The organism is Gilliamella sp. N-G2 (assembly GCF_002142215.1).
In the GTDB taxonomy this organism is placed as follows: domain Bacteria; phylum Pseudomonadota; class Gammaproteobacteria; order Enterobacterales; family Orbaceae; genus Gilliamella.
Window position 1 is genome coordinate 1 of sequence record NZ_NAST01000034.1, and the last position, 20,412, is coordinate 20,412.

The following is a 20,412-nucleotide window of genomic DNA, read 5'->3' on the forward strand; positions in this document are numbered from 1 at the left end:
TAAGCCTGCCGCCAGCGTTCAATCTGAGCCATGATCAAACTCTTCAATTTAAAGTTTGATGCTCAATAACTGTCTCTGACATAATTCAAATGAATCTTCAGTGTCACTTATCAAGACTTAATTTTTTGAGTCCGTAGACTTTTAATTTTTCGTCTCGCAAGTGCCCACACAGATTGTCTGTTTCTTCTTTTTAAAGAGCTGACAGCGTTTTAATTTACTTCACAATTTCTTGTTTCAGTTTGCTGTCTCAAGGGTTGCGTATGTTACTCATTTCACCTGTCTACGTCAACCCCTATTTTACAAAATTTGCTTTTTTTTCTTCAAGTGATTGCTTTTTACTCAATAAAGCCATTTAAAAGGTTATTTTTAGCTGTTTAATAGCATTAACAGCCTTTTCAACCGCTTTTTCTACAGTTGGCGCTTTAGCTAATGCAACTCCCATTCTTCTTATACCTTTTACTTCAGGTTTACCAAATAAACGTAGATCAGTGTCTGCTTCACTTAGTACTTTATCTAAATTAGAGAATGCAACTTTGTCAGAATCACCATTTGCGATTAATACCGCTGATGCACTAGCACCATATTGTTCTATTAAAGGTATTGGTAATCCTAAAATCGCTCTAGCATGTAATGCAAACTCAGAAAGATTTTGCGATATTAATGTTACCATGCCGGTATCATGTGGTCGTGGAGATACTTCACTAAACCAGACTTGATCACCTTTCACAAACAATTCAACGCCAAATAATCCATAACCACCTAAAGCTTCGGTTATTTTGGTAGCAATATCTTTCGCTAAAGACAATGCATTAGCCGACATCGGCTGAGGTTGCCATGATTCTCGATAATCACCATTTTCTTGCCGATGGCCAATAGGCTGGCAATATGAAACACCATTAATATGTCTAACGGTTAATAACGTTATTTCATAATCGAAGTCAACAAAGCCTTCAATAATAACTTTACCACTTCCGGCACGACCACCTTCTTGAGCATATTTCCATGAAGATTCAATATCAGCTTCACTTCTTAATAAAGATTGCCCTTTACCAGAAGAACTCATAACCGGTTTAACTAAGCAAGGAAAACCGATTTCCTTAACCGCAAGTTTATATTCGCTTTCAGTTGCAGCAAACCGATATGGAGAGGTTGGTAATTTAAGTTCTTCAGCAGCAAGACGACGAATACCTTCACGATTCATGGTTAATTGCGTCGCTTTAGCGGTAGGGATAACAGTAAAACCTTCTTTTTCTAATTCTACTAAGGTGTCAGTAGCAATTGCTTCTATTTCAGGAACAATATAATCTGGCTTTTCTGCTTCAATTATTTTTCTTAGCTCATTACCATCTAGCATATTAATAATATGACAACGATGGGCTACTTGCATAGCGGGGGCATTGGCATAACGATCAATAGCAATAACTTCACATCCAAAACGTTGTAATTCAATAACAACTTCTTTGGCTAATTCACCGGCTCCACAAAGTAATACTTTGGTAGCACTTGATGAAAGTGGTGTCCCTATTTTTGCCATAGTATCCTCTTAGAGATTTAATGATTATACTTTATTAATAAGCAAAAAATAAAAAATCGGGATAGTTAACCCGATTTTCTGTATGCTAAATTACACCAAATATGGATCACGTAAAATCATAGTTTCACTTCGATCCGGTCCAGTTGATATAATGTCAATTGGTGTTTCAGTTAATTCTTCAATTCGCTTAATATAAGCTTTAGCTGCTGGTGGCAATGCGTCATAACTTTTGACACCAAAAGTTGATTCACTCCAGCCAGGCATAGTTTCATATACTGGTTTGACTAAACTCCAATCTTCAGCTGCTGCTGGTGCATTTTGGATAACATCACCATTCGGTAATTGATAACCAACACAGATTTTGACTTCTTTTAGTCCATCTAAAACATCGAGCTTAGTTAAACAAAAACCAGAAACAGAGTTAAGTTGTACCGCTTTACGTACAGCAACAGCATCAAGCCAACCGGTACGACGACGACGGCCGGTAGTTGCACCAAATTCGTTACCTTGCTTACAGAGATATTCACCAACCTCATCAAACAATTCTGTAGGAAAAGGGCCTGCTCCTACACGGGTAGAATAAGCTTTAACGATTCCTAATACATAACCAACATAACGAGGACCAAATCCTGATCCTGTTGCTACGCCACCGGCAGTAGTATTTGAAGACGTCACATAAGGATAGGTACCATGATCAATATCAAGTAAAGTACCTTGTGCACCTTCAAACATGATTCTTTCGCCATTTTTACGCGCATTTTCAAGTAATGTAGGAATATCAGCAATCATTGCCACCAAAATATCAGCAATCGCTAATGTTTCATCAAGTACTTTCTGATAATCAACAGCTTCTGATTTATAGTAATTCACTAAATGGAAATTATGATATTCCATAACTTCTTTTAATTTTTCAGCAAATGCTTGACGATCACGCAAATCTCCAACACGCAATCCTCGACGAGCAACTTTATCTTCATATGCTGGACCAATACCGCGACCTGTCGTGCCAATCGCTTTTTTACCACGAGCTTTTTCTCGTGCTTGGTCTAATGCAATATGATAAGGCAAAATTAAAGGACATGATTCTGAAATAAGTAGCCTTTCTTTCACCGGAATACCGTTATCTTCAAGCTCTTTCATCTCTTTCATAAGTGCTTCAGGACAAAGTACAACACCATTAGCAATAATACTTATGACATCATTACGCAAAATACCAGATGGTATTAAATGCAATACTGTTTTTACACCATTAATAACTAAAGTATGACCAGCATTATGTCCGCCTTGATAACGTACTACATATTTTGCTTTTTCTGTGAGTAAATCAACAACTTTACCTTTGCCTTCATCACCCCATTGTGTACCTAGCACAACAACATTATTACTCATAGTTTATTTACTCATTGTATTATTTGTTAGACTTTAATTTCATGTATTGGAAAAATTCACTATCAGGGCTAATGACCATAACATCATTACCTGTAAAGCTTTGTTCATAAGCTTTTAAACTACGAATAAAGCTAAAAAACTCAATATCTTTACCAAAAGCGTCAGCATAAAGTTTAGCAGCATTGGCATCACCTTCACCGCGAATTGAACGAGATTGACGTTCTGCTTCTGATATGATTTTAGTTTTTTCAAATGTAGCTTCGGCTCTTATTTCCTCAGCTTGTTTGATACCATCATAACGTTTGTCACGAGCAATAACTTCACGTTCGGCTCTCATGTTAGCATAAATCGATTCAGAGACTTCAGCAGGGAAGTTAATTTGTTTAATTCGAACGTCAATTACATCAACACCGAAAGCCCTCAAGCTAGTTTTACTGTTTTCAGGATCTTTTTTCGCATCAGTAACTAATTTATCAATCGGTAAATTTTCTTCACCCTCTTGTGATGAACCATTTAACGAATCTTTAACTCGCGCCATTAATGAATTTCTTGATTTGGTATCGGCATTAGAATCATTAATGATATCTCGATTATTTAGTTTACCAATCTCAGAACGTAAACGACCATTTAACCGAGCTAAAATTAAATCATTAACATCATTACCACCAGCAATAGTTTCGTAATAACGGTTAAAATCAACAATTTTCCATTGCACAAAATAGTCCACAATCAGTTCTTTCTTTTGTACATTAAAAAAACGTTGTTCATTATTATTATTTGAACTATTGGTAGTTTGGATTTTAGCATCAATCGTTTTAACGCTATCGATTAGAGGCATTTTAAAATGTAATCCAGGTTCAGATAAACCAATAATTTTATTAAAACGTAAAACGACACCACGAGTACCCTCTTCTATCACATAGATACTTGAAAAAAGTACGCCAATTAAAATTAAAACTATAGGAATCAATAATTTTCGCATATTCTTTTTTCTCCTTATCGACCCATAGTTCGTCTAGTGCGATTATTAGAATTATTATTAGTAGTTGAGCTATGATTTTCTGCTTCAACACTATTTTGTTGAGCATTTTCTGCATCTAAAGGATTTGGCAGATTAATATTATAATCACTATCAGAATTTGCTGTAGTTGATTCAGATGATTGCTCATTTTTATTTTTTAATAATTGTTCTAACGGTAGTACTAATAAATTACCACTTTTATCATTAACAATAACTTTTTGCGTTTTAGCTAATATTTTTTCCATCGTTTCGATATATAAACGATCTTTAGTAATTTCGGGCGCAGCTTTATATTGCGGTAACAATTTTTCAAACCGAGCAACATCACCAATTGCTTCTAATTCTACTTTTACTTTATAAGCATTTGCATCCGCTAAAATGGTCGCCGAACGACCTTCCGCTTGCTGAACTAATTGGACTTTATCTGCTTTAGCTTGTTTTATTTCACGTTCACTATCATTTTGAGCTCTAATTGCATCAGCATAAGCATCTTGTACCTCTACAGGAGGACGAGCAACTTGGAAGTTAAGATCGACAATAGTAATCCCCATATCATAATGAGAAATAACATTAATTAATTCATCTTTAGTACTATCTTCTAAATCAGAACGACCATCTGAAATGATAGCATCAATGTTAGAACTACCTACTGAAGTCCTAAGTGCACTATCCGCAGCTTGACGTAAACTATCTTCAACATTAGTCACATTAAATAAGTATTTAACTGGATCACTAATACGATATTGTACGTTCATTTCAACAAAGACTAAGTTTTCACCTTTTTCACTTGTTGTAATGATATCGCCATGCACATTGAAGTTATAAGTACCTTGCGTATCGACTTTATAAACTTTATCAATGAATGATGGATTCCAATTCAAACCAGGTTGAATAATTTCAGGTTGAACTTGCCCAAAACGAGTTATCACACCTCGTTGATTTTGTTTGATAGTATAAAAACCACTTACCGCCCAAATTAGGATAAGAACAACTATCACTGACAAAATAATTTTTGAACTATTCATTGATAGCTTAATATCAGAAGGTCCTCGATTATTACCTGAACTCCCTTTTTTGAAGAGATCTTTAATTTGGTCGAATATTCCTCCCGTCGAATTGGAAGGTTTCTTATTATTTCCCCATGGGTCGTTATCTTGTCCGTTATTACCGGGCTGATTCCACGCCATATTTTATATGCTCCATTTAACAATTAGTTGTTATTTTGCGTATTGATTAAGTATAACAGATCTGGCTCTTGTTTACAGAGGCGATTCCATTCAATTAAAGGCATTCTTATATTTAGCTGAAAACTGCCGTCATCTTTAATGACTTCATGTTCCACCGCATTTAATTTATATAAACGGCTTCTAAGTTTTGCTAGATGGATAGGCAAGTTTAATTGACAAACTTGAATCTTACCGGCAAGCCGTTCTTTTAATGCAGTAAATAAGAGATCTAATCCTAAACTATTTTGTGCTGAAATCCAAACTCGAATTGGCACACCATTTTCATCACGATCAATACTTGGTTGCTTACCTTCCATTAAATCAATTTTATTCATTACCAACAAAGTAGGAATATCATGGGCATCAATTTCAAGTAAAACTTCGTCAACAGCTTGAATGTTATCTAATAAATTAGGATCAGCAGCATCTACAACATGTAATAGCAGTGATGCTTCTTGTGTTTCAAGTAAAGTCGCTTTAAAAGCTGCAACCAGATCATGAGGTAAATGACGAATAAATCCAACCGTATCAGCTAAAACAACTTCGCCAACATCATCAACCATAATGCGTCTTAAGGTTGGATCCAGCGTAGCAAATAATTGATCGGCAGCATAAACATCAGCATTAGTTAGTGCATTAAATAGTGTCGATTTGCCAGCATTAGTATAACCAACTAGTGATACCGTTGATAAATCTGCTTTTTGTCTAGATTGACGATTTTGATTGCGTTGTTTTTCAACTTTGGCAAGTCTTGATAAGATTAACTGAATACGATGACGAATTAATCGTCTATCGGTTTCTAGCTGAGTTTCCCCAGGACCTCGTAAGCCTATACCACCTTTTTGACGTTCTAAGTGAGTCCAACCTCGAACTAAACGTGTTGACAGATATTGTAATTGCGCTAATTCAACTTGCAACTTACCTTCATGGGTTCGAGCACGTTGAGCAAAAATATCCAGAATTAATCCTGTTCTATCGACTACACGACATTCACATAGTTGTTCTAAGTTCCGTTCTTGGGTTGGAGTTAAGGTATGATTGACCAGAATAACTGAAGCATTCAGTTCTTTTACTTTATCAGCAATTTCTAATGCTTTTCCTTCACCAATAAAATATTTAGCTTGCGGGGACTTTCTTGAGGTTGTCACAATATCGAGAATTTCAATTTGAGCAGAAGAAACTAACACTTCAAACTCTTTTAAATCCTCGATATCGCTTTCTTGAGGGAAGAATACATGGACTAATAAAGCAGACTCGCCGCCTTTATATCGCTCAAACAATCACATTCTCCACTCAAATAATTAGCTTTCGCTTTCCTCTTCAGGCTGAGATACTAAACCAGAAATTGGTCTTGAAGGAACAACAGTAGAGATTGCGTGTTTATATACCATTTGACTAACAGTATTTTTTAATAAAATAACAAACTGATCAAATGATTCAATTTGTCCTTGTAATTTAATACCGTTAACTAGATAAATTGATACTGGAATATGCTCGCGACGAAGCAAATTCAAATAAGGATCTTGTAATGACTGCCCTTTTGACATGAGTTTATCCTTTAAGATGAAATAAAAATATAAAGATAAAATAAATATACAATCGAAATGATGATCTATACGATTGCAACATAACATACTTATGTAGTATTTATCAAAATAACATAAAAAACCCAGCTCTTAAACTAATCAACTACAATTTATGCACAAATAACTAAAAATTTAAAAAATTAACGAAATTCATACAAAAAAACATACATGATAGATATTCTAAATTTAGAAAGGTTTCCTAAATGAAAAATTTCTGTTTATTATTATAATCAAATAGAAAAAACGCTAATACCTATTGCTGTAATTTATAATTTAAAAAATATGCTTAAAAACAGTATCTTTATTATCTTGATTTAACCATGTTATCGGTTGTTTCCAGCCTCTTAGCCAAGTAATTTGCCGTTTCGCTAATTGACGAGTAGCACAAATACCTTTGAACACCATCTCATCATAACTAGTATCGCCATTGAGATATTCCCACATTTGACGATAACCTACACAACGGATAGAAGGTAAATTGGTATGCAGATCAGAACGCTGCATAAGTGTTTTTACTTCTTCTTCAAAACCTTGATCTAACATCTGTAAAAAACGTTGCTCAATACGTTGATGTAACTCAGCTCGATCTTCCGGCATAATAGCTAGCTGTATAATGTCATAAGGTAATGCTTCACCACTTTCTTGGGTAAGCTCAGTTAAACTTTTACCAGAAATGAGATAAACCTCTAATGCACGATTAAGCCGTTGCGGATCATTTGGATGAATTCGCTGAGCTGACACTGGATCAACCTTTTTTAACTCCTCATGAATCGCTTGCCAACCTAATTTATTGGCTTTTTCTTCAATTTGCTGCCGTATATCACTATCCGCAGCAGGAAGAGGTGAAAGTCCTTCAATTAAAGCTTTAAAATACAGCATTGTTCCACCAACCAGTAATGGAGTTCGACCATTACTTAACGATTTTTCAATTTCTTCAATCGCATCATGCCGAAAATTAGCTGCCGAGTAACTTTCAACTGGATCGCAGATATCAATCAATTTGTGAGGATATTTTTGCTGTTCTTGTTTAGTTGGTTTGGCACTACCAATATCCATACCACGATAAATAAGCGCTGAATCAACACTAATAATATCAATCGGATATTTGTCATAAAGTTCCATGGCAAAAGCCGTCTTACCGGATGCAGTGGGCCCCATTAATGAAATAATTTTTGCTTTATTCATGATAAAATTGATTGTGATAAAGATTGAAGATCAATCGGATACAAAAACGTATCTTTTTTTAATAAATTAATATCTATCTGTTCTAGTTGTGCTAATAGCTGGATAGCTTTTGTTACACTCCAACTCTCCACATAATTATTACTACTACTTTCTGCCAACCACATTGCAATTTGCGTAGGATCGATAACAGACGATTGATCAGATAAAAGAAAATCAATTAAACTTGGTAATAATTGTTGCCAATTAGTAGCTCGCAACATTTTCGGCACATTATGCAAATGAAATTTGGCTTTATCAATATAAAAATCAAATCCTAAAAAATTTAATTGCGGTCGATAATCACTTAATACTTGTTGTTCTTTTTGATTGACTAAAATTGTTAGTGGAATCAGTAATTTTTCTGACTCTTGAGATAATAATTTAATTGCTTTTACTTTTTGCTCAGCAATATTTAACTTCATAAGCATAAATGTTTGCTGACTATCTTGCAATTTTTCAAGCAAAGCGATATCAGGTTGAATAACGGTTAATACTCGACCAAACTGTACTAATGAAGAACTATCAAGTTGCTGTTGCAGTGATTGTAATGGTACATTTCGTTTAGGAAATAACCCCTCAATAACCGCTTGTTGTGGTGCAGTTATTGAATCATTATCATCGGCTAACGGCAACTGATTAGATTGCGTTTTCTCAATTTCAAAGCTTGGTTTAGTATCAATTAACTGACCATAAATTGCATTTTCTTTAACATGATTAATCGGTTTTTTAGGTAATACGTTAGTCGTAGAATAGCTTTTAGGCTCCGCAGTTATTTTTTGATTAAAAATATTTTCACCAGCAGCTTGTCGATTTGGTGTTATTACCACTTTTTCATTATCGGTAAGGTGTTGGCTTGATTCAAGAGCCATAACAATAGCTTGATAAACAAAATCATGCACTAATCTTGCTTCATGAAAACGTACTTCGTGTTTAGCTGGATGAACATTAACATCAACCTGTTTAGGATCGATTTGTAGAAAAACCACATAACTTTGTTGCTCATTGGTTCGGCTAATATAAGCTTGGCGCAGCGCATGATTAATTAATTTATCTTTTATTACTCGACCATTAACGTAAAAATATTGTAGATCGCTGATTTCATTACTTGCTACCCATCCTTGAATTAACAAATCATCATGTTGCCAATCTAATTTTACTGCTTTTTGCACAAATGTACGTCCACAAACCAATTCAACACGTTTTTCAAGTGCAGATGCTCGATACTGTTTAATTAGTTTTCCATTATGTTGCAGATTGAAAGAGATATCAGGTCTAGCCAGAGCTATACGCCTAACAAATTCTTCAATATGCATAAATTCAGTTTTTTCAGTTTTTAGAAAACGACGTCGAGCAGGCGTGTTATAAAATAAGTCGAGAACTTCAACCGAGGTACCAACAGGATGTGCCGCAGGTTTAATGGTTGGTTTCATATCTCGACCTTCAGCATAAACTTGCCATGCCTCAGATTGATCGGCAGTACGTGACGTTAAAGTTAACCTAGCTACAGAACTAATACTGGCTAACGCTTCACCACGAAAGCCTAGGCTCATTATAGTATCTAAATCATCCAATGAACTAATTTTACTAGTCGCATGGCGAGCTAATGCTAATGCTAATTCGTCTTTAGCAATACCACCACCATTATCACGAATACGAATTAATTTACTACCGCCTTGTTCAATATCGATATCAATTTGCGTACTACCTGCATCAATGCTGTTTTCGACTAACTCTTTAATTACCGATACAGGCCGTTCTACCACTTCACCAGCAGCAATTTGATTAGCTAGTTGAGGTGATAGAATTTGAATTGCCATTAATGCTGTTCTCCAAAATTAGGATTTTTTTTGACATAATTTTTTATGCCTTGATAAATCAGTTTAGCGATCTTGTCTTGATGAGCATTACTAGCCAGCAAACTTTCTTCAGCTTGATTAGTAATAAATCCAACTTCAATCAATATTGAAGGAATATCAGGTGAACGTAATACACCTAAACTAGCATGTTCAGGTACACCTTTATGCAGTTTAATGACACCTTTCATCTCTTTTAAAACCTGACTAGCAAGTTCATAACCGACACGCTGCGAATAAGAGAATTGTAAATCGAGTACTGCTTGGCTTAAATTTTGGTCGTGATCATCACTTAATGCATCACCAGCGCCACCTAATAACTGTGACTGTTTTTCATCTTGTTCCAGCCAACGGCCTAATTCAGTATCAGCGCGTTTGGTAGATAATACCCAAATTGATGCACCAGAAGCATTACGATTTGGTGCTGCATCAGCATGGATAGAAATTAACAAGTTCGCTTTATTTTTACGCGCAATATCAGAACGCTGAGGAACTGAAATAAAATTATCCGTATTGCGGGTTAAAACCCCTTTAAAATTAGGATCTTTATTTAATAAATTAGTTAATTTTTTAGCTATCGATAACGTTACATTTTTTTCATATAAATCATTTTTACCAACAGCACCAGAATCCTTACCACCATGTCCAGCATCGACGGCAATAACAACTTTTGCAGCATAAGCTGAACTACATAGTAATAATAATATAAAAAAAGTTAATATTTTCTTCATTGTTTTTTCGCTAATTTTTATTGTAATGAGTTGATAATAGCTTGACCTTTTTCACTATTAGCTTGCACACTAACCGTACGTTCAAGTGCTGAATAGGCCAAATGAATTTCAATATCAGCAGCAGGTAACATACCTCTTGCCTGCATAGGCCATTCAATCAAACAAATAGATCTTGAGGAAAAATATTCACGAATTCCCATAAATTCTAACTCTTCTGGATCACCAAGGCGATATAAATCAAAATGATAAACGGAAAATGTATCAAATTGATAAGGTTCAACTAATGTATAAGTTGGACTTTTAACATTACCTTGATGACCTAATTGTTGCAAAAAACCACGACTAAAAGTGGTTTTACCAGCACCGAGATCACCAATTAGATAAATGACAATTGCACTATCATGATTAGATAAATAATTTAAACACTTTTCTGCCAACTGTTTACCAAACAATATTGTCTCTTGTTCGTTAGCTAATTGTTCATTGGCTAAAATAATGGGTTTCATAACGAATTCTTTGCTCAATAAATAGCCCTTATTATATACTAATAACTATTAAAGATGTACCAACTAAGATTAAGTTGAATTTTTACCCAAAAAATTTTGAGGAACGGGGTTTTTTAAGGGTAAATTTAACGCTAAAAGAGGAAAAATGTTACATACCATTGCAACAGCGAACCAATCAACAATCGATCCAATGTTAATTTCAGCACAAGATGCAGTACTATTTTGGCAAAATGGTGTAATTATGTGTTGTCAAGATAACCCTACCTTGAATGCTATATTGCAAAACACCCATCATTGTTATGTACTTGATAACGACATTAATGCCCGAGGCTTAGGCGACCTAATTGATTCAAGAGTTAAAATTATCAATCTGCAACAGGTTATTGATTTAACTGTTAACTATTTTCCGCAAATGAATTGGGAATAATTTTACTATTTTCGATAAATGCTAATTTTTCTATCACAGCAAATAAGCGATATTCATTGTAATAACATTATCAATTCTATAGTTGCCAATTTGCAAATAGCCTTACCTCAGTTTAATATAAATTTTAATAATATTGGGTAAACATGTAAATTTGATGGCAAACTTATTAACTCTACCAGAAATTGATCAACTGTTACAAAAAGGTGAAATTGTTGCTTATCCAACTGAAGCCGTTTTTGGTTTAGGTTGTGATCCTGACAGTGAATCAGCAGTGTATAAACTGTTAAATCTAAAACAACGTTCAGTTGATAAAGGATTGATTTTAATTGCCAGTCATTATCAACAACTGATCCCTTATATTGATCAATCGGCAGTAACGAAAGAACAAATACAAATGGCGTTTAACAGTTGGCCGGGACCAAATACTTGGATTTTTCCCAAAAATGCTAATACTCCTGACTTTTTAAGTGGAAAATATCAGTCCATTGCTGTTCGTGTTACCGATCATCCTTTAGTTTGTAAATTGTGTGATTTATTTGCTAAGCCATTAGTTTCAACCAGTGCCAATCTTTCTGGCCATCCAGCTTGTAAAACAGAGTTAGAAGTAGCGAACCAATTCGGTAATAATTTCCCCATTTTAGCTGGTCAAACAGGCAATCGTTCACAACCATCAATTATTCGCGATGTGCAGACTGGCACTATTATTCGGCAAGGGTAATATTATGCAAAATTTATATATTGGTGTCATGTCGGGTACCAGTATGGATGGAGTAGATATCGCATTAGTTGATATCAGCAATGAAAAAATTACCGCTATTGCTAGTAATTGCTATCCAATGCCAAACGAAATTAAAACTCGATTATTAACGCTTTGTAATAGTAAACAAACAACATTACAAGATTTAGGTGAACTAGATCATCAACTTGGCATACTTTATGCTAAAAGTATTAATCAATTTATAAAACAAAATAATATTGATAACAAACAAGTTAAAGCGATTGGCTGTCATGGACAGACTATTTATCATTCGCCGAATGGTGATAATCCATTTACTATGCAAATAGGTGATGCCAATATCATCGCCGCCCAAACAGGCATTACGACTATTGCCGATTTTCGTCGTAAAGATATGGCTTATGGTGGTCAAGGTGCGCCATTAGTTCCTGCTTTTCATAAAGCAATATTTTTAAACCCAGCAATTAACTGTGTAGTCTTAAATATTGGCGGTATCAGTAATATTTCCGTTTTAATACCAGACCAATCAGTGATTGGCTACGACACTGGTCCTGGTAATGTACTGCTTGATGGTTGGATAAATAAAAGCCTCGGAAAAAGCTATGACAAAGATGGTTTATGGGCAAAATCAGGTAAAGTAAATCAAAACTTATTAAGTGCGTTATGTAATGAAGATTATTTCCAATTACCAGCGCCAAAAAGTACTGGCAGAGAATTATTTAATTTAGCTTGGTTGATGCAAAAATTAACTGACTTCACTTTAAATGACCAAGATATTCAAGCGACATTGGTTGAATTTACCGCCATTACAATTGCCAATGAAATTGATAAATTACCAATAAAAAATAACTTGCCATGCCAGTTATTAGTCTGTGGTGGTGGCGCCAAAAATCCACTTATTATGCAACAATTATCAGCATTACTACCGAAATGGCAAGTTTCTGCTACAGATGAAAAAGGAGTAAACAGTGATGATATGGAAGCGATCGCTTTTGCTTGGCTTGCTTATTGTAGAATGAATAATATTCCTTCTAATATTCCAGAAGTTACTGGAGCAAGCCAATCTGTATGTTTAGGGGTTATTTATCAATAATTACCTTTAACATTATAATTTCATTAATATTTAAATTAAACCAAATTTTTTTAATGCTTTTGCTATGCCATCATTATTATTAGTATCAGTCACATATTCAGCTTTCTCTTTTAATGCCTCTACCGCATTACCCATCGCTATTGGATGGTCAACGGTTAAAAACATTTCAAAATCATTCAGACCATCACCAAATGCATAAGTAGGTACATCATCAAAACCTTTAGTTTTTAATAATTCATTAATACCTCTTCCTTTAGAGCCCCCGTGATTAAAGATATCAACACAATATGGCGTATTACGAATAAAGGTGAGTTCAGGAAAATGCTCACGATAAGGTGTCTCTCCTTCTTCACAAAGTAACAACAACATTTGAATAGGTTCTTTTAAATATATTTCATCATCAACAGGTGGAACATCTTGTTTTAAGAAGTTATAGAATTTTTGAGCAGATTCACTATTTTCAGATACTCGCATCATTTTATAATTATAAAAAGCCAATGGGATATTATTTTTATTCATCGAATATTCATATAAACGAGTAATTACATTTTTATCGATATTATTGGTAAAAATAACTTCACCTTTATAGATAACAACTTGACCATTCATTCCAATAATAGAATCTATTTTAGTATCTTCCATCAAATCAATAACTTCAAGTGGTGTTCTACCGGTTGAAATCATAGGCATAATATTATTTTGTTTTAGTTTCTCTATAGCTTGGTAGGTACTTGGTAAAATATCAAGTTGGTTGTTAAATAAAGTGCCATCTAAATCGAAAAAAACGATAGCTTCAGGTTTTTTTATCATTTTATAAATCCAAAATATGTTTAATAAAAGGGATGGTTAATTTGCGCTGTTGAGCTAACGTTGCAACTTCAAACTCTTCCATCAAGGATAATAAAGTTCTCATATCACGATTAACACGTTTCAACAAAAATAACCCAACTTCTGTTGATAAATCAAACCCACTTAATTTTGCTCTAAGTTGTAAAGCTTTTAATTTATCATCATCGCTTAATTCTTTTAGCTTATAAACCTGTCCCCACATTAATCTAGATGCTAAATCAGGCAAGATAAATGGAATTTGTTTAGGAGGAGCACAGGCAGTTATCAATAATTTACTTACGTTCTTTTCACTCAAACGATTAAATAGATCAAATATTGCTTCTTCCCAATCACGATGGCCAGCTATGACATCAATGTCATCCAAACAAACCAAATCATAATTATCTAAACCTTGTAAAATTTCAGGAACCAATAAAACATGTTGCTTTAATGGAATATAACTAGCTAATTTATTTTGACTTGAAGCATGTAATAGATGCGTACGACCAGCAGCACTTGCTGACCATATATAAAAGACATTAAAACCTTCCCTATCAAGTAAGGTTTGCAAAGAATCAAACAATAGCTGATTATCACCCACATAGAAACTATCAAATGTTTCGTTATTAGGTAATATAAAAGGTAAAGGCAACTGTGAAAGAGTAATAAAATGACCTCACAATAAAAATACATTCATACTAAGTATAAATTTGCTTTCACAAAAATCAATTACTTTTATAGAGAACAAAATAAGTTAGCAAAAGCAGCTATTAAAAATCGATATATAAAAACTAGTTGACCTACAAAAAAAACAAATAATAACATAACTAAAATGCTATTTAGTTATAAACTTTAACTTATTATTATTCATTAATAATAAAATAAATTATTTTCATTTTTTCCAGGAAAGAACCTTTTAGAAGGTTTCACACTATTATGCTGTTTTTTTTGTTTTAATTTAGCTACTTTTTTATTAGTAAAACGTCTTAAATCCATTCTAGCTATTTTCGGCAGATTTAAAGTTTTAAAAATTTTCTCGGCTATTTTTGCTTTTTTATTAACATTAGGTATAGATTCAATAATCATACCAATACTGCAAAAAATACTACTACCAAAGAATATAGGTTTCATAAAAGAGATATATTCAGCTGTTAAATGAAGTAATTGATAGAGACTACCCCAAACTAAAATATAAAAAACATTAAAAAGAATCATAAAAGAAAGGATAATAAATAATGTCGCTTTAGCTTGATGTATTAAATAAGCTATTCGTCCTTTACTGCAATTAGGACATATACTAATAATCCTTTCGTCAGGTTTAGCTAAAGCATAAAGTTCATAATGATCTTCTTGCCACTGCGCTATAACAGCAACTTCTTCACCCGCTTGAAAAGGGCAATCACCTATCCAACCTCGATAAATAACACCATCAATTTGAACATTAACAAAATTAGCCTTAATTAAAAAAGGATTAACTTTTTCTGCTAAGAAGCTTTTTTTAAATTTCTCAAAATCAAATTCAAGAGATGCAGCATTAATAGAAGGCTCTTTTGCTAATAAGCTTTTTTTAAATTCCTCAAAATCAAACTCAAGAGATGCTGTATCAATAGAAGGATTAACTTCTTTTGCTAAGAAGTCTTTTTTTAATTCCTCAAAATTATACTCAGGAGATAAATCATTAATATAAGTATTAATTATCCTATTTTTAAGTTCGCTTTTAGGTACGAATTCAAAATAATTATACTCTTCTTCTAAATCTATACGCTCAATTATTCCTTTAATGCAGACAAATTCAGTCTCCCAGCTCGGTAGAACAGGATAAGTTGGTTTATGGCGCCAAGTACGACTGACGATCTTATTTTGAATTTTGTAGAACTGTTTAATACTCATAACAACATATTTATCTATACAACTTCTGCTATTATAAATTGTTTTTAACTAAAATCCTCTAATTAACTTAAATTAGCCAGCTTAATTTACGAGCAATAAAAGATAAAAATTTAAGCAAACAAATTTATTTTTTGTGGATAACTCTGTGACAAACAACGATCATAAGCTGTTATAATCGCATTAATAACCCTAATTGAAGTCAATGTTGTGGATAAATAAAATAGTTATAAACAAGTTTAATAAAAAAAAGATCCGATCAATTAACATAATTAACTGATCAATAAGATCATATAAAATAAAAATAAAAACCAGTTATCAACAAAAAGGATCCAAACTAATAATAGTAAAAGTAAAAAGATCATATAAAAGATCTTATTTAATTTAGATCGCGATCAAAATAGATCATTTGACGTAATAAAAAAGATGAGTAAAATTCGTAACGCTAAATAAAACAAAACCACCCGATCAAAAATAATGATCATCTATTAGTAATATAAAAAACGAGGCTTTATATGTTTTATCCAGATCTTTTTGATGTCATCATTGTTGGTGGAGGTCATGCCGGAACTGAAGCTGCAATGGCATCAGCAAGAATGGGCCGAAAAACATTACTTTTAACACATAATATCAATACATTAGGAAAGATGTCTTGTAATCCAGCTATTGGCGGTATTGGTAAAGGTCACTTAGTAAAAGAGATTGATGCTATGGGCGGATTAATGGCGCAAGCTATAGATCTTGCAGGGATCCAGTTTAGGATCTTAAATAGCAGTAAAGGACCAGCGGTAAGAGCAACACGTGCTCAAGCGGATCGATCTTTATATCGTAAAGTAATAAGAACTACATTGGAAAACCAAGAAAATCTGATGCTATTTCAACAATCTGTTGAAGATGTGATCATCGAAAACGATCAGATCACCGGTGTTGTTACCCAAATGGGTGTTTCTTTTAAAGCAAAAGCAGTAGTCCTTACAACTGGTACCTTTTTAGATGGTAAGATCCATATAGGTTTAGATAATTATAGTGGTGGTAGAACTGGCGATCCCGCTTCGATTGGTTTATCTAAATCTTTGCATCAATATCCATTTAGAATGGGACGATTAAAGACAGGAACACCACCACGTATTGATGCCAGAACAATAGACTTTTCTAAATTAGGCACTCAATATGGTGATGATCCAGTACCTGTGTTTTCATTTTTAGGTGATGCGAAACAGCATCCTAGACAGATCCCTTGTTATATAACAAGTACTAATGAAACAACCCATGAGATCATTCGTAATAGCTTAGATCGTAGTCCTATGTACACAGGTGTGATTGAAGGTGTTGGCCCTCGATATTGTCCGTCAATTGAAGATAAAATAATGCGTTTTGCTGATCGTAATTCTCATCAGATCTATTTAGAACCAGAAGGATTAGATAGTAATGAGATTTATCCAAATGGGATCTCGACCAGTTTACCTTTTGACACACAATTAGCTTTTGTCCGTAGTATGAAAGGGCTAGAAAATGCGAATATAGTAAGACCTGGTTATGCGATTGAATATGATTATTTTGATCCGCGTGATCTTAAACCAACTTTAGAAAGTAAAGTGATCAAAGGTTTATTTTTAGCTGGTCAAATAAATGGCACTACAGGCTATGAAGAAGCAGCTGCTCAAGGTATGTTAGCAGGTTTAAATGCAGCAAGATTTGTATATGATCAAGATCAATGGTTCCCTACTCGTGATCAAGCTTATTTAGGGGTATTAGTTGATGATCTTTGTACTTTAGGCACCAACGAACCTTACCGTATGTTTACTTCGCGTGCTGAATATCGCTTAATGTTACGTGAAGATAATGCCGATATTCGTTTGACTGAAATAGGCCGACAATTAGGCATGGTTGATGATTATCGTTGGCAACGATTTAATGAAAAATTTGAAGCTATTGAACAAGAAAGAGCCCGTCTTCGAGATATTTGGGTTCATCCTCATATTGAAACTATCGACGAAGTAAATGCTGTTTTAAGTGCTAATCTTACCAAAGAAGCCAATGGTGAAGAGTTGCTTAAACGCCCTGAAATGAGCTATAAAACACTACAATCATTATCACTTTTTGCGCCTGGTTTAACTGATACTCAAGCCGCTGAACAAGTTGAGATACAAGTAAAATATGATGGTTATATAAAATTACAGATTGAAGAAATTGAAAGACAAAAACGAAATGAAGAAACTCTTATTCCTGAGCACATTGATTATGCTGAAATATCAGGGTTATCTAACGAAGTCGTTGCTAAATTAAAACAGCATAAGCCTGTTTCAATTGGTCAAGCTTCACGTATTTCTGGCATTACACCAGCGGCAATTTCAATGTTATTGGTTTATTTAAAAAAGAAAAACTATGTTAAAAAAGAAACTCATTAATCTTATTGATCAAACGGATCTTTCGATCACTTCTCAACAAATTGATCTATTGATCCATTATGTTGAAATGCTTAATAAATGGAATAAAGCTTACAATTTAACAGCAGTGCGCGATCCTAGTGAAATGTTAATTAAACATATTATGGATAGTTTAGTTGTTTCACCTTATTTAGTTGGCAATACTTTTATTGATGTGGGAACTGGCCCTGGATTACCAGGGATCCCTTTAGCAATAATAAATCCTGATAAACAATTTGATCTGGTGGATAGTTTAGGTAAAAGAATTCGTTTTTTAAAACAAGTTCAATTTGAATTAAAATTAACTAATTTTCAACCTATTCAAAGTCGTATAGAAGAATATAATGAGAAAAAATTTGATGGAGTCATTAGCCGAGCATTTGCTTCTTTGCAAGATATGCTGACTTGGTGTAAACATCTTCCTAACCAGCAAGGATCATTTTACGCATTAAAAGGTAGCGATCTTGATGTGATCCCTGAAGGGTTTACTCTTAAACAAAATATTAAACTGACTATTCCGGAATTAAATGCGGAACGACGATTAATGATCATTCAGTAAAGGTAAAATTGATCTAAAAAATTATTAGATCAATTTTTACGACGTTTTAAATAATCTTTAATACCATCAACTATTGCTTTAGATACTTGATTTTGGAAGGAAGCAGTCTTAAGTTTTTGTTCTTCATTGATATTACTAATAAAGGCTGTTTCAACTAAAACTGATGGGATATCTGGTGCTTTTAATACTGCAAAACCGGCTTTTTCAATCGATGGTTTGTGCAGTTTATTCACTTTTTTCATACGATTTAAAATAGCTGAACCTAATAATACCCCATTAGACAACGTTGTTTTTTGTACTAAATCTAAAATTGTATTATCTAAATATTTATCACCACTTCGGCTAACACCTCCTATTTGGTCGGCATCATTTTGGGTTTGTGCTAAATAACTGGCAGCTGAACTACTAGCACCACGGGTTGATAAAGCAAATACAGATGAGCCTTTAACAGAGCTATTAGCAAAAGCATCAGCATGGATAGAAATAAATAGATCTGCATGTAAAGATCGTGCTTTCGCTACACGGACTTTTAAAGGTATAAACACATCTTCGTTACGGGTCATATAGACTTTGATATTAGGTTCTTTTTTGAGCAAATTGTAAGTACGACGAGCAATTTGTAAAACAATATCTTTTTCTCGAGTTTTTTTATAACCAATAGCGCCAGGATCTTCACCACCGTGACCAGGATCAAGCATAACGATAATAGGTGAATTTTTCTTCTTATTAGATGATGATTTTATTTGAGATTGTTTTTTACTGAGATCGCCTTTTTGATATTCTTCTAAGAGTGCTAAAAGAGGATCATCATCAGTTATAGCAGGTTTAGAAGGATAAAGATCAACGACTAATCGATGTTTGAATTCAGCAATCGGTGGTAATGTAAATGTATTTGGATCGATACCTTGTTTTAATTCAATCATCAAACGGACAGTTTTGGGATCTAACTGCAATGCTCGAATAGATTTAATAAAAGGATCTCGACTTAGTACTTTTGTTGAAATCGTTTTTAACGTTGGATTTAAATTGAGATTATCAATATCAATAACAATACGATCGGGGTTATGTAACTTTGCGTGTTTATAGTTAAGTTTTTCGTTCGATTCTAACGTTATTCGTGTATATGTTGATGATGGCCAAACACGTACAGCAACAACTTGAGCCATTGTCATAGCAAAGCCAACTCGAGTGACAGACAATAAACAAGTCGCAATAATGCCTTTAATCAAAAAGCGTTTTGTTGGACTGAATGTTTTTGACATATCTAAACACTTTTAAATTTAGTAATATTAATAGAGTAAGAATAATAGCATATAATAAATTGATATTAAAAAGAATGATTATCATAATCAGTTGTTATTTTTAAAAATAAATTAAAAATTCATT

Annotated in this window: 18 protein-coding genes and 1 pseudogene; 5 read left to right on the top strand and 14 right to left on the bottom strand. The window is 33.7% G+C overall.

Features of this window, described 5'->3' with window-relative positions:
• Positions 1-352: 352 nt before the first annotated feature.
• The 10 genes and pseudogenes from purT to tsaE all read right to left on the bottom strand — a co-directional run bounded on the left by purT (position 353) and on the right by tsaE (position 11,070).
• A complete protein-coding gene (gene purT, locus B6C99_RS11810) occupies positions 353-1,534 on the bottom strand; it encodes a formate-dependent phosphoribosylglycinamide formyltransferase (RefSeq protein ID WP_086360013.1) in 1,182 nt (393 codons plus the stop codon).
• 90 nt (positions 1,535-1,624) lie between these two features.
• Positions 1,625-2,923: an adenylosuccinate synthase gene (locus B6C99_RS11815; protein WP_086360014.1), complete on the bottom strand. Its 1,299-nt coding sequence runs from the start codon at positions 2,921-2,923 to the stop codon at positions 1,625-1,627.
• 19 nt (positions 2,924-2,942) lie between these two features.
• Positions 2,943-3,905: a protease modulator HflC gene (gene hflC, locus B6C99_RS11820; RefSeq protein WP_065579016.1), complete on the bottom strand. Its 963-nt coding sequence runs from the start codon at positions 3,903-3,905 to the stop codon at positions 2,943-2,945.
• Between the two features lie 14 nt (positions 3,906-3,919).
• On the bottom strand, positions 3,920-5,131 hold the full coding sequence (gene hflK / locus B6C99_RS11825) for an FtsH protease activity modulator HflK (protein ID WP_086360015.1): 1,212 nt from the start codon (positions 5,129-5,131) through the stop codon (positions 3,920-3,922).
• Positions 5,132-5,154: 23 nt separating this feature from the next.
• On the bottom strand, positions 5,155-6,450 hold the full coding sequence (hflX, locus tag B6C99_RS11830) for a ribosome rescue GTPase HflX (RefSeq protein WP_065613508.1): 1,296 nt from the start codon (positions 6,448-6,450) through the stop codon (positions 5,155-5,157).
• 21 nt (positions 6,451-6,471) lie between these two features.
• A complete protein-coding gene (gene hfq, locus B6C99_RS11835) occupies positions 6,472-6,717 on the bottom strand; it encodes an RNA chaperone Hfq (protein WP_065555596.1) in 246 nt (81 codons plus the stop codon).
• A 312-nt stretch (positions 6,718-7,029) separates the two neighbouring features.
• Positions 7,030-7,941, bottom strand: a complete 912-nt coding sequence (gene miaA, locus B6C99_RS11840; protein ID WP_086360016.1) for a tRNA (adenosine(37)-N6)-dimethylallyltransferase MiaA — start codon at positions 7,939-7,941, stop codon at positions 7,030-7,032.
• On the bottom strand, positions 7,938-9,797 hold the full coding sequence (gene mutL, locus B6C99_RS11845) for a DNA mismatch repair endonuclease MutL (protein WP_086360017.1): 1,860 nt from the start codon (positions 9,795-9,797) through the stop codon (positions 7,938-7,940). Before mutL ends, miaA begins: the two co-directional genes overlap by 4 nt.
• Positions 9,798-9,817: 20 nt before the next feature.
• A pseudogene (locus B6C99_RS11850) lies at positions 9,818-10,522 on the bottom strand (N-acetylmuramoyl-L-alanine amidase); the annotation flags it as partial.
• 59 nt (positions 10,523-10,581) lie between these two features.
• Positions 10,582-11,070 (bottom strand): tRNA (adenosine(37)-N6)-threonylcarbamoyltransferase complex ATPase subunit type 1 TsaE, encoded by a 489-nt coding sequence (gene tsaE, locus B6C99_RS11855; protein ID WP_065613512.1) that lies wholly within the window; start codon positions 11,068-11,070, stop codon positions 10,582-10,584.
• Between the two features lie 145 nt (positions 11,071-11,215).
• On the opposite strand from tsaE, the gene tusB reads away from it, so the two are divergent.
• From tusB to B6C99_RS11870, 3 genes are all read left to right on the top strand, one after another.
• Entirely contained in the window at positions 11,216-11,497 is a 282-nt protein-coding gene (gene tusB, locus B6C99_RS11860) for a sulfurtransferase complex subunit TusB (protein WP_086360018.1), read from the top strand.
• Positions 11,498-11,651: 154 nt separating this feature from the next.
• Entirely contained in the window at positions 11,652-12,215 is a 564-nt protein-coding gene (locus B6C99_RS11865) for a Sua5/YciO/YrdC/YwlC family protein (RefSeq protein WP_086360019.1), read from the top strand.
• Positions 12,216-12,219: 4 nt separating this feature from the next.
• The gene (locus B6C99_RS11870) at positions 12,220-13,326 is read left to right on the top strand and encodes an anhydro-N-acetylmuramic acid kinase (RefSeq protein WP_086360020.1); all 1,107 of its coding nucleotides are present in this window, start codon (positions 12,220-12,222) and stop codon (positions 13,324-13,326) included.
• 30 nt (positions 13,327-13,356) lie between these two features.
• Here the strand turns inward: B6C99_RS11870 and B6C99_RS11875 are convergent, their stop codons facing one another.
• The 3 genes from B6C99_RS11875 to B6C99_RS11885 all read right to left on the bottom strand — a co-directional run bounded on the left by B6C99_RS11875 (position 13,357) and on the right by B6C99_RS11885 (position 16,044).
• The gene (locus tag B6C99_RS11875) at positions 13,357-14,136 is read right to left on the bottom strand and encodes a Cof-type HAD-IIB family hydrolase (protein ID WP_086360021.1); all 780 of its coding nucleotides are present in this window, start codon (positions 14,134-14,136) and stop codon (positions 13,357-13,359) included.
• A 1-nt stretch (position 14,137) separates the two neighbouring features.
• On the bottom strand, positions 14,138-14,821 hold the full coding sequence (gene hda, locus B6C99_RS11880; protein ID WP_086360022.1) for a DnaA inactivator Hda: 684 nt from the start codon (positions 14,819-14,821) through the stop codon (positions 14,138-14,140).
• A gap of 203 nt (positions 14,822-15,024) precedes the next feature.
• On the bottom strand, positions 15,025-16,044 hold the full coding sequence (locus tag B6C99_RS11885) for a putative type VI secretion system effector (RefSeq protein WP_086360023.1): 1,020 nt from the start codon (positions 16,042-16,044) through the stop codon (positions 15,025-15,027).
• Positions 16,045-16,556: 512 nt separating this feature from the next.
• Between B6C99_RS11885 and mnmG the strand changes: the two genes are divergently transcribed.
• Positions 16,557-18,449: a tRNA uridine-5-carboxymethylaminomethyl(34) synthesis enzyme MnmG gene (mnmG, locus tag B6C99_RS11890; protein WP_086360024.1), complete on the top strand. Its 1,893-nt coding sequence runs from the start codon at positions 16,557-16,559 to the stop codon at positions 18,447-18,449.
• Entirely contained in the window at positions 18,427-19,026 is a 600-nt protein-coding gene (gene rsmG, locus B6C99_RS11895) for a 16S rRNA (guanine(527)-N(7))-methyltransferase RsmG (RefSeq protein ID WP_086360025.1), read from the top strand. The genes mnmG and rsmG overlap by 23 nt, the downstream gene beginning before the upstream one ends.
• 29 nt (positions 19,027-19,055) lie before the next feature.
• Here the strand turns inward: rsmG and B6C99_RS11900 are convergent, their stop codons facing one another.
• Positions 19,056-20,288, bottom strand: coding sequence for an N-acetylmuramoyl-L-alanine amidase (locus tag B6C99_RS11900; RefSeq protein ID WP_086360026.1), 1,233 nt, complete (start codon positions 20,286-20,288; stop codon positions 19,056-19,058).
• Between the last annotated feature and the right edge of the window lie 124 nt (positions 20,289-20,412).

Coding starts and splice junctions, on each gene's coding strand:
- mutL (WP_086360017.1), bottom strand. CDS start 9,797: ATGGCAATTCAAATTCTATCACCTCAACTAGCTAATCAAATTGCTGCT.
- purT (WP_086360013.1), bottom strand. CDS start 1,534: ATGGCAAAAATAGGGACACCACTTTCATCAAGTGCTACCAAAGTATTA.
- tsaE (WP_065613512.1), bottom strand. CDS start 11,070: ATGAAACCCATTATTTTAGCCAATGAACAATTAGCTAACGAACAAGAG.
- hflK (WP_086360015.1), bottom strand. CDS start 5,131: ATGGCGTGGAATCAGCCCGGTAATAACGGACAAGATAACGACCCATGG.
- hfq (WP_065555596.1), bottom strand. CDS start 6,717: ATGTCAAAAGGGCAGTCATTACAAGATCCTTATTTGAATTTGCTTCGT.
- hflC (WP_065579016.1), bottom strand. CDS start 3,905: ATGCGAAAATTATTGATTCCTATAGTTTTAATTTTAATTGGCGTACTT.
- B6C99_RS11875 (WP_086360021.1), bottom strand. CDS start 14,136: ATGATAAAAAAACCTGAAGCTATCGTTTTTTTCGATTTAGATGGCACT.
- B6C99_RS11870 (WP_086360020.1), top strand. CDS start 12,220: ATGCAAAATTTATATATTGGTGTCATGTCGGGTACCAGTATGGATGGA.
- B6C99_RS11815 (WP_086360014.1), bottom strand. CDS start 2,923: ATGAGTAATAATGTTGTTGTGCTAGGTACACAATGGGGTGATGAAGGC.
- rsmG (WP_086360025.1), top strand. CDS start 18,427: ATGTTAAAAAAGAAACTCATTAATCTTATTGATCAAACGGATCTTTCG.
- B6C99_RS11865 (WP_086360019.1), top strand. CDS start 11,652: ATGGCAAACTTATTAACTCTACCAGAAATTGATCAACTGTTACAAAAA.
- mnmG (WP_086360024.1), top strand. CDS start 16,557: ATGTTTTATCCAGATCTTTTTGATGTCATCATTGTTGGTGGAGGTCAT.
- B6C99_RS11900 (WP_086360026.1), bottom strand. CDS start 20,288: ATGTCAAAAACATTCAGTCCAACAAAACGCTTTTTGATTAAAGGCATT.
- B6C99_RS11885 (WP_086360023.1), bottom strand. CDS start 16,044: ATGAGTATTAAACAGTTCTACAAAATTCAAAATAAGATCGTCAGTCGT.
- tusB (WP_086360018.1), top strand. CDS start 11,216: ATGTTACATACCATTGCAACAGCGAACCAATCAACAATCGATCCAATG.
- miaA (WP_086360016.1), bottom strand. CDS start 7,941: ATGAATAAAGCAAAAATTATTTCATTAATGGGGCCCACTGCATCCGGT.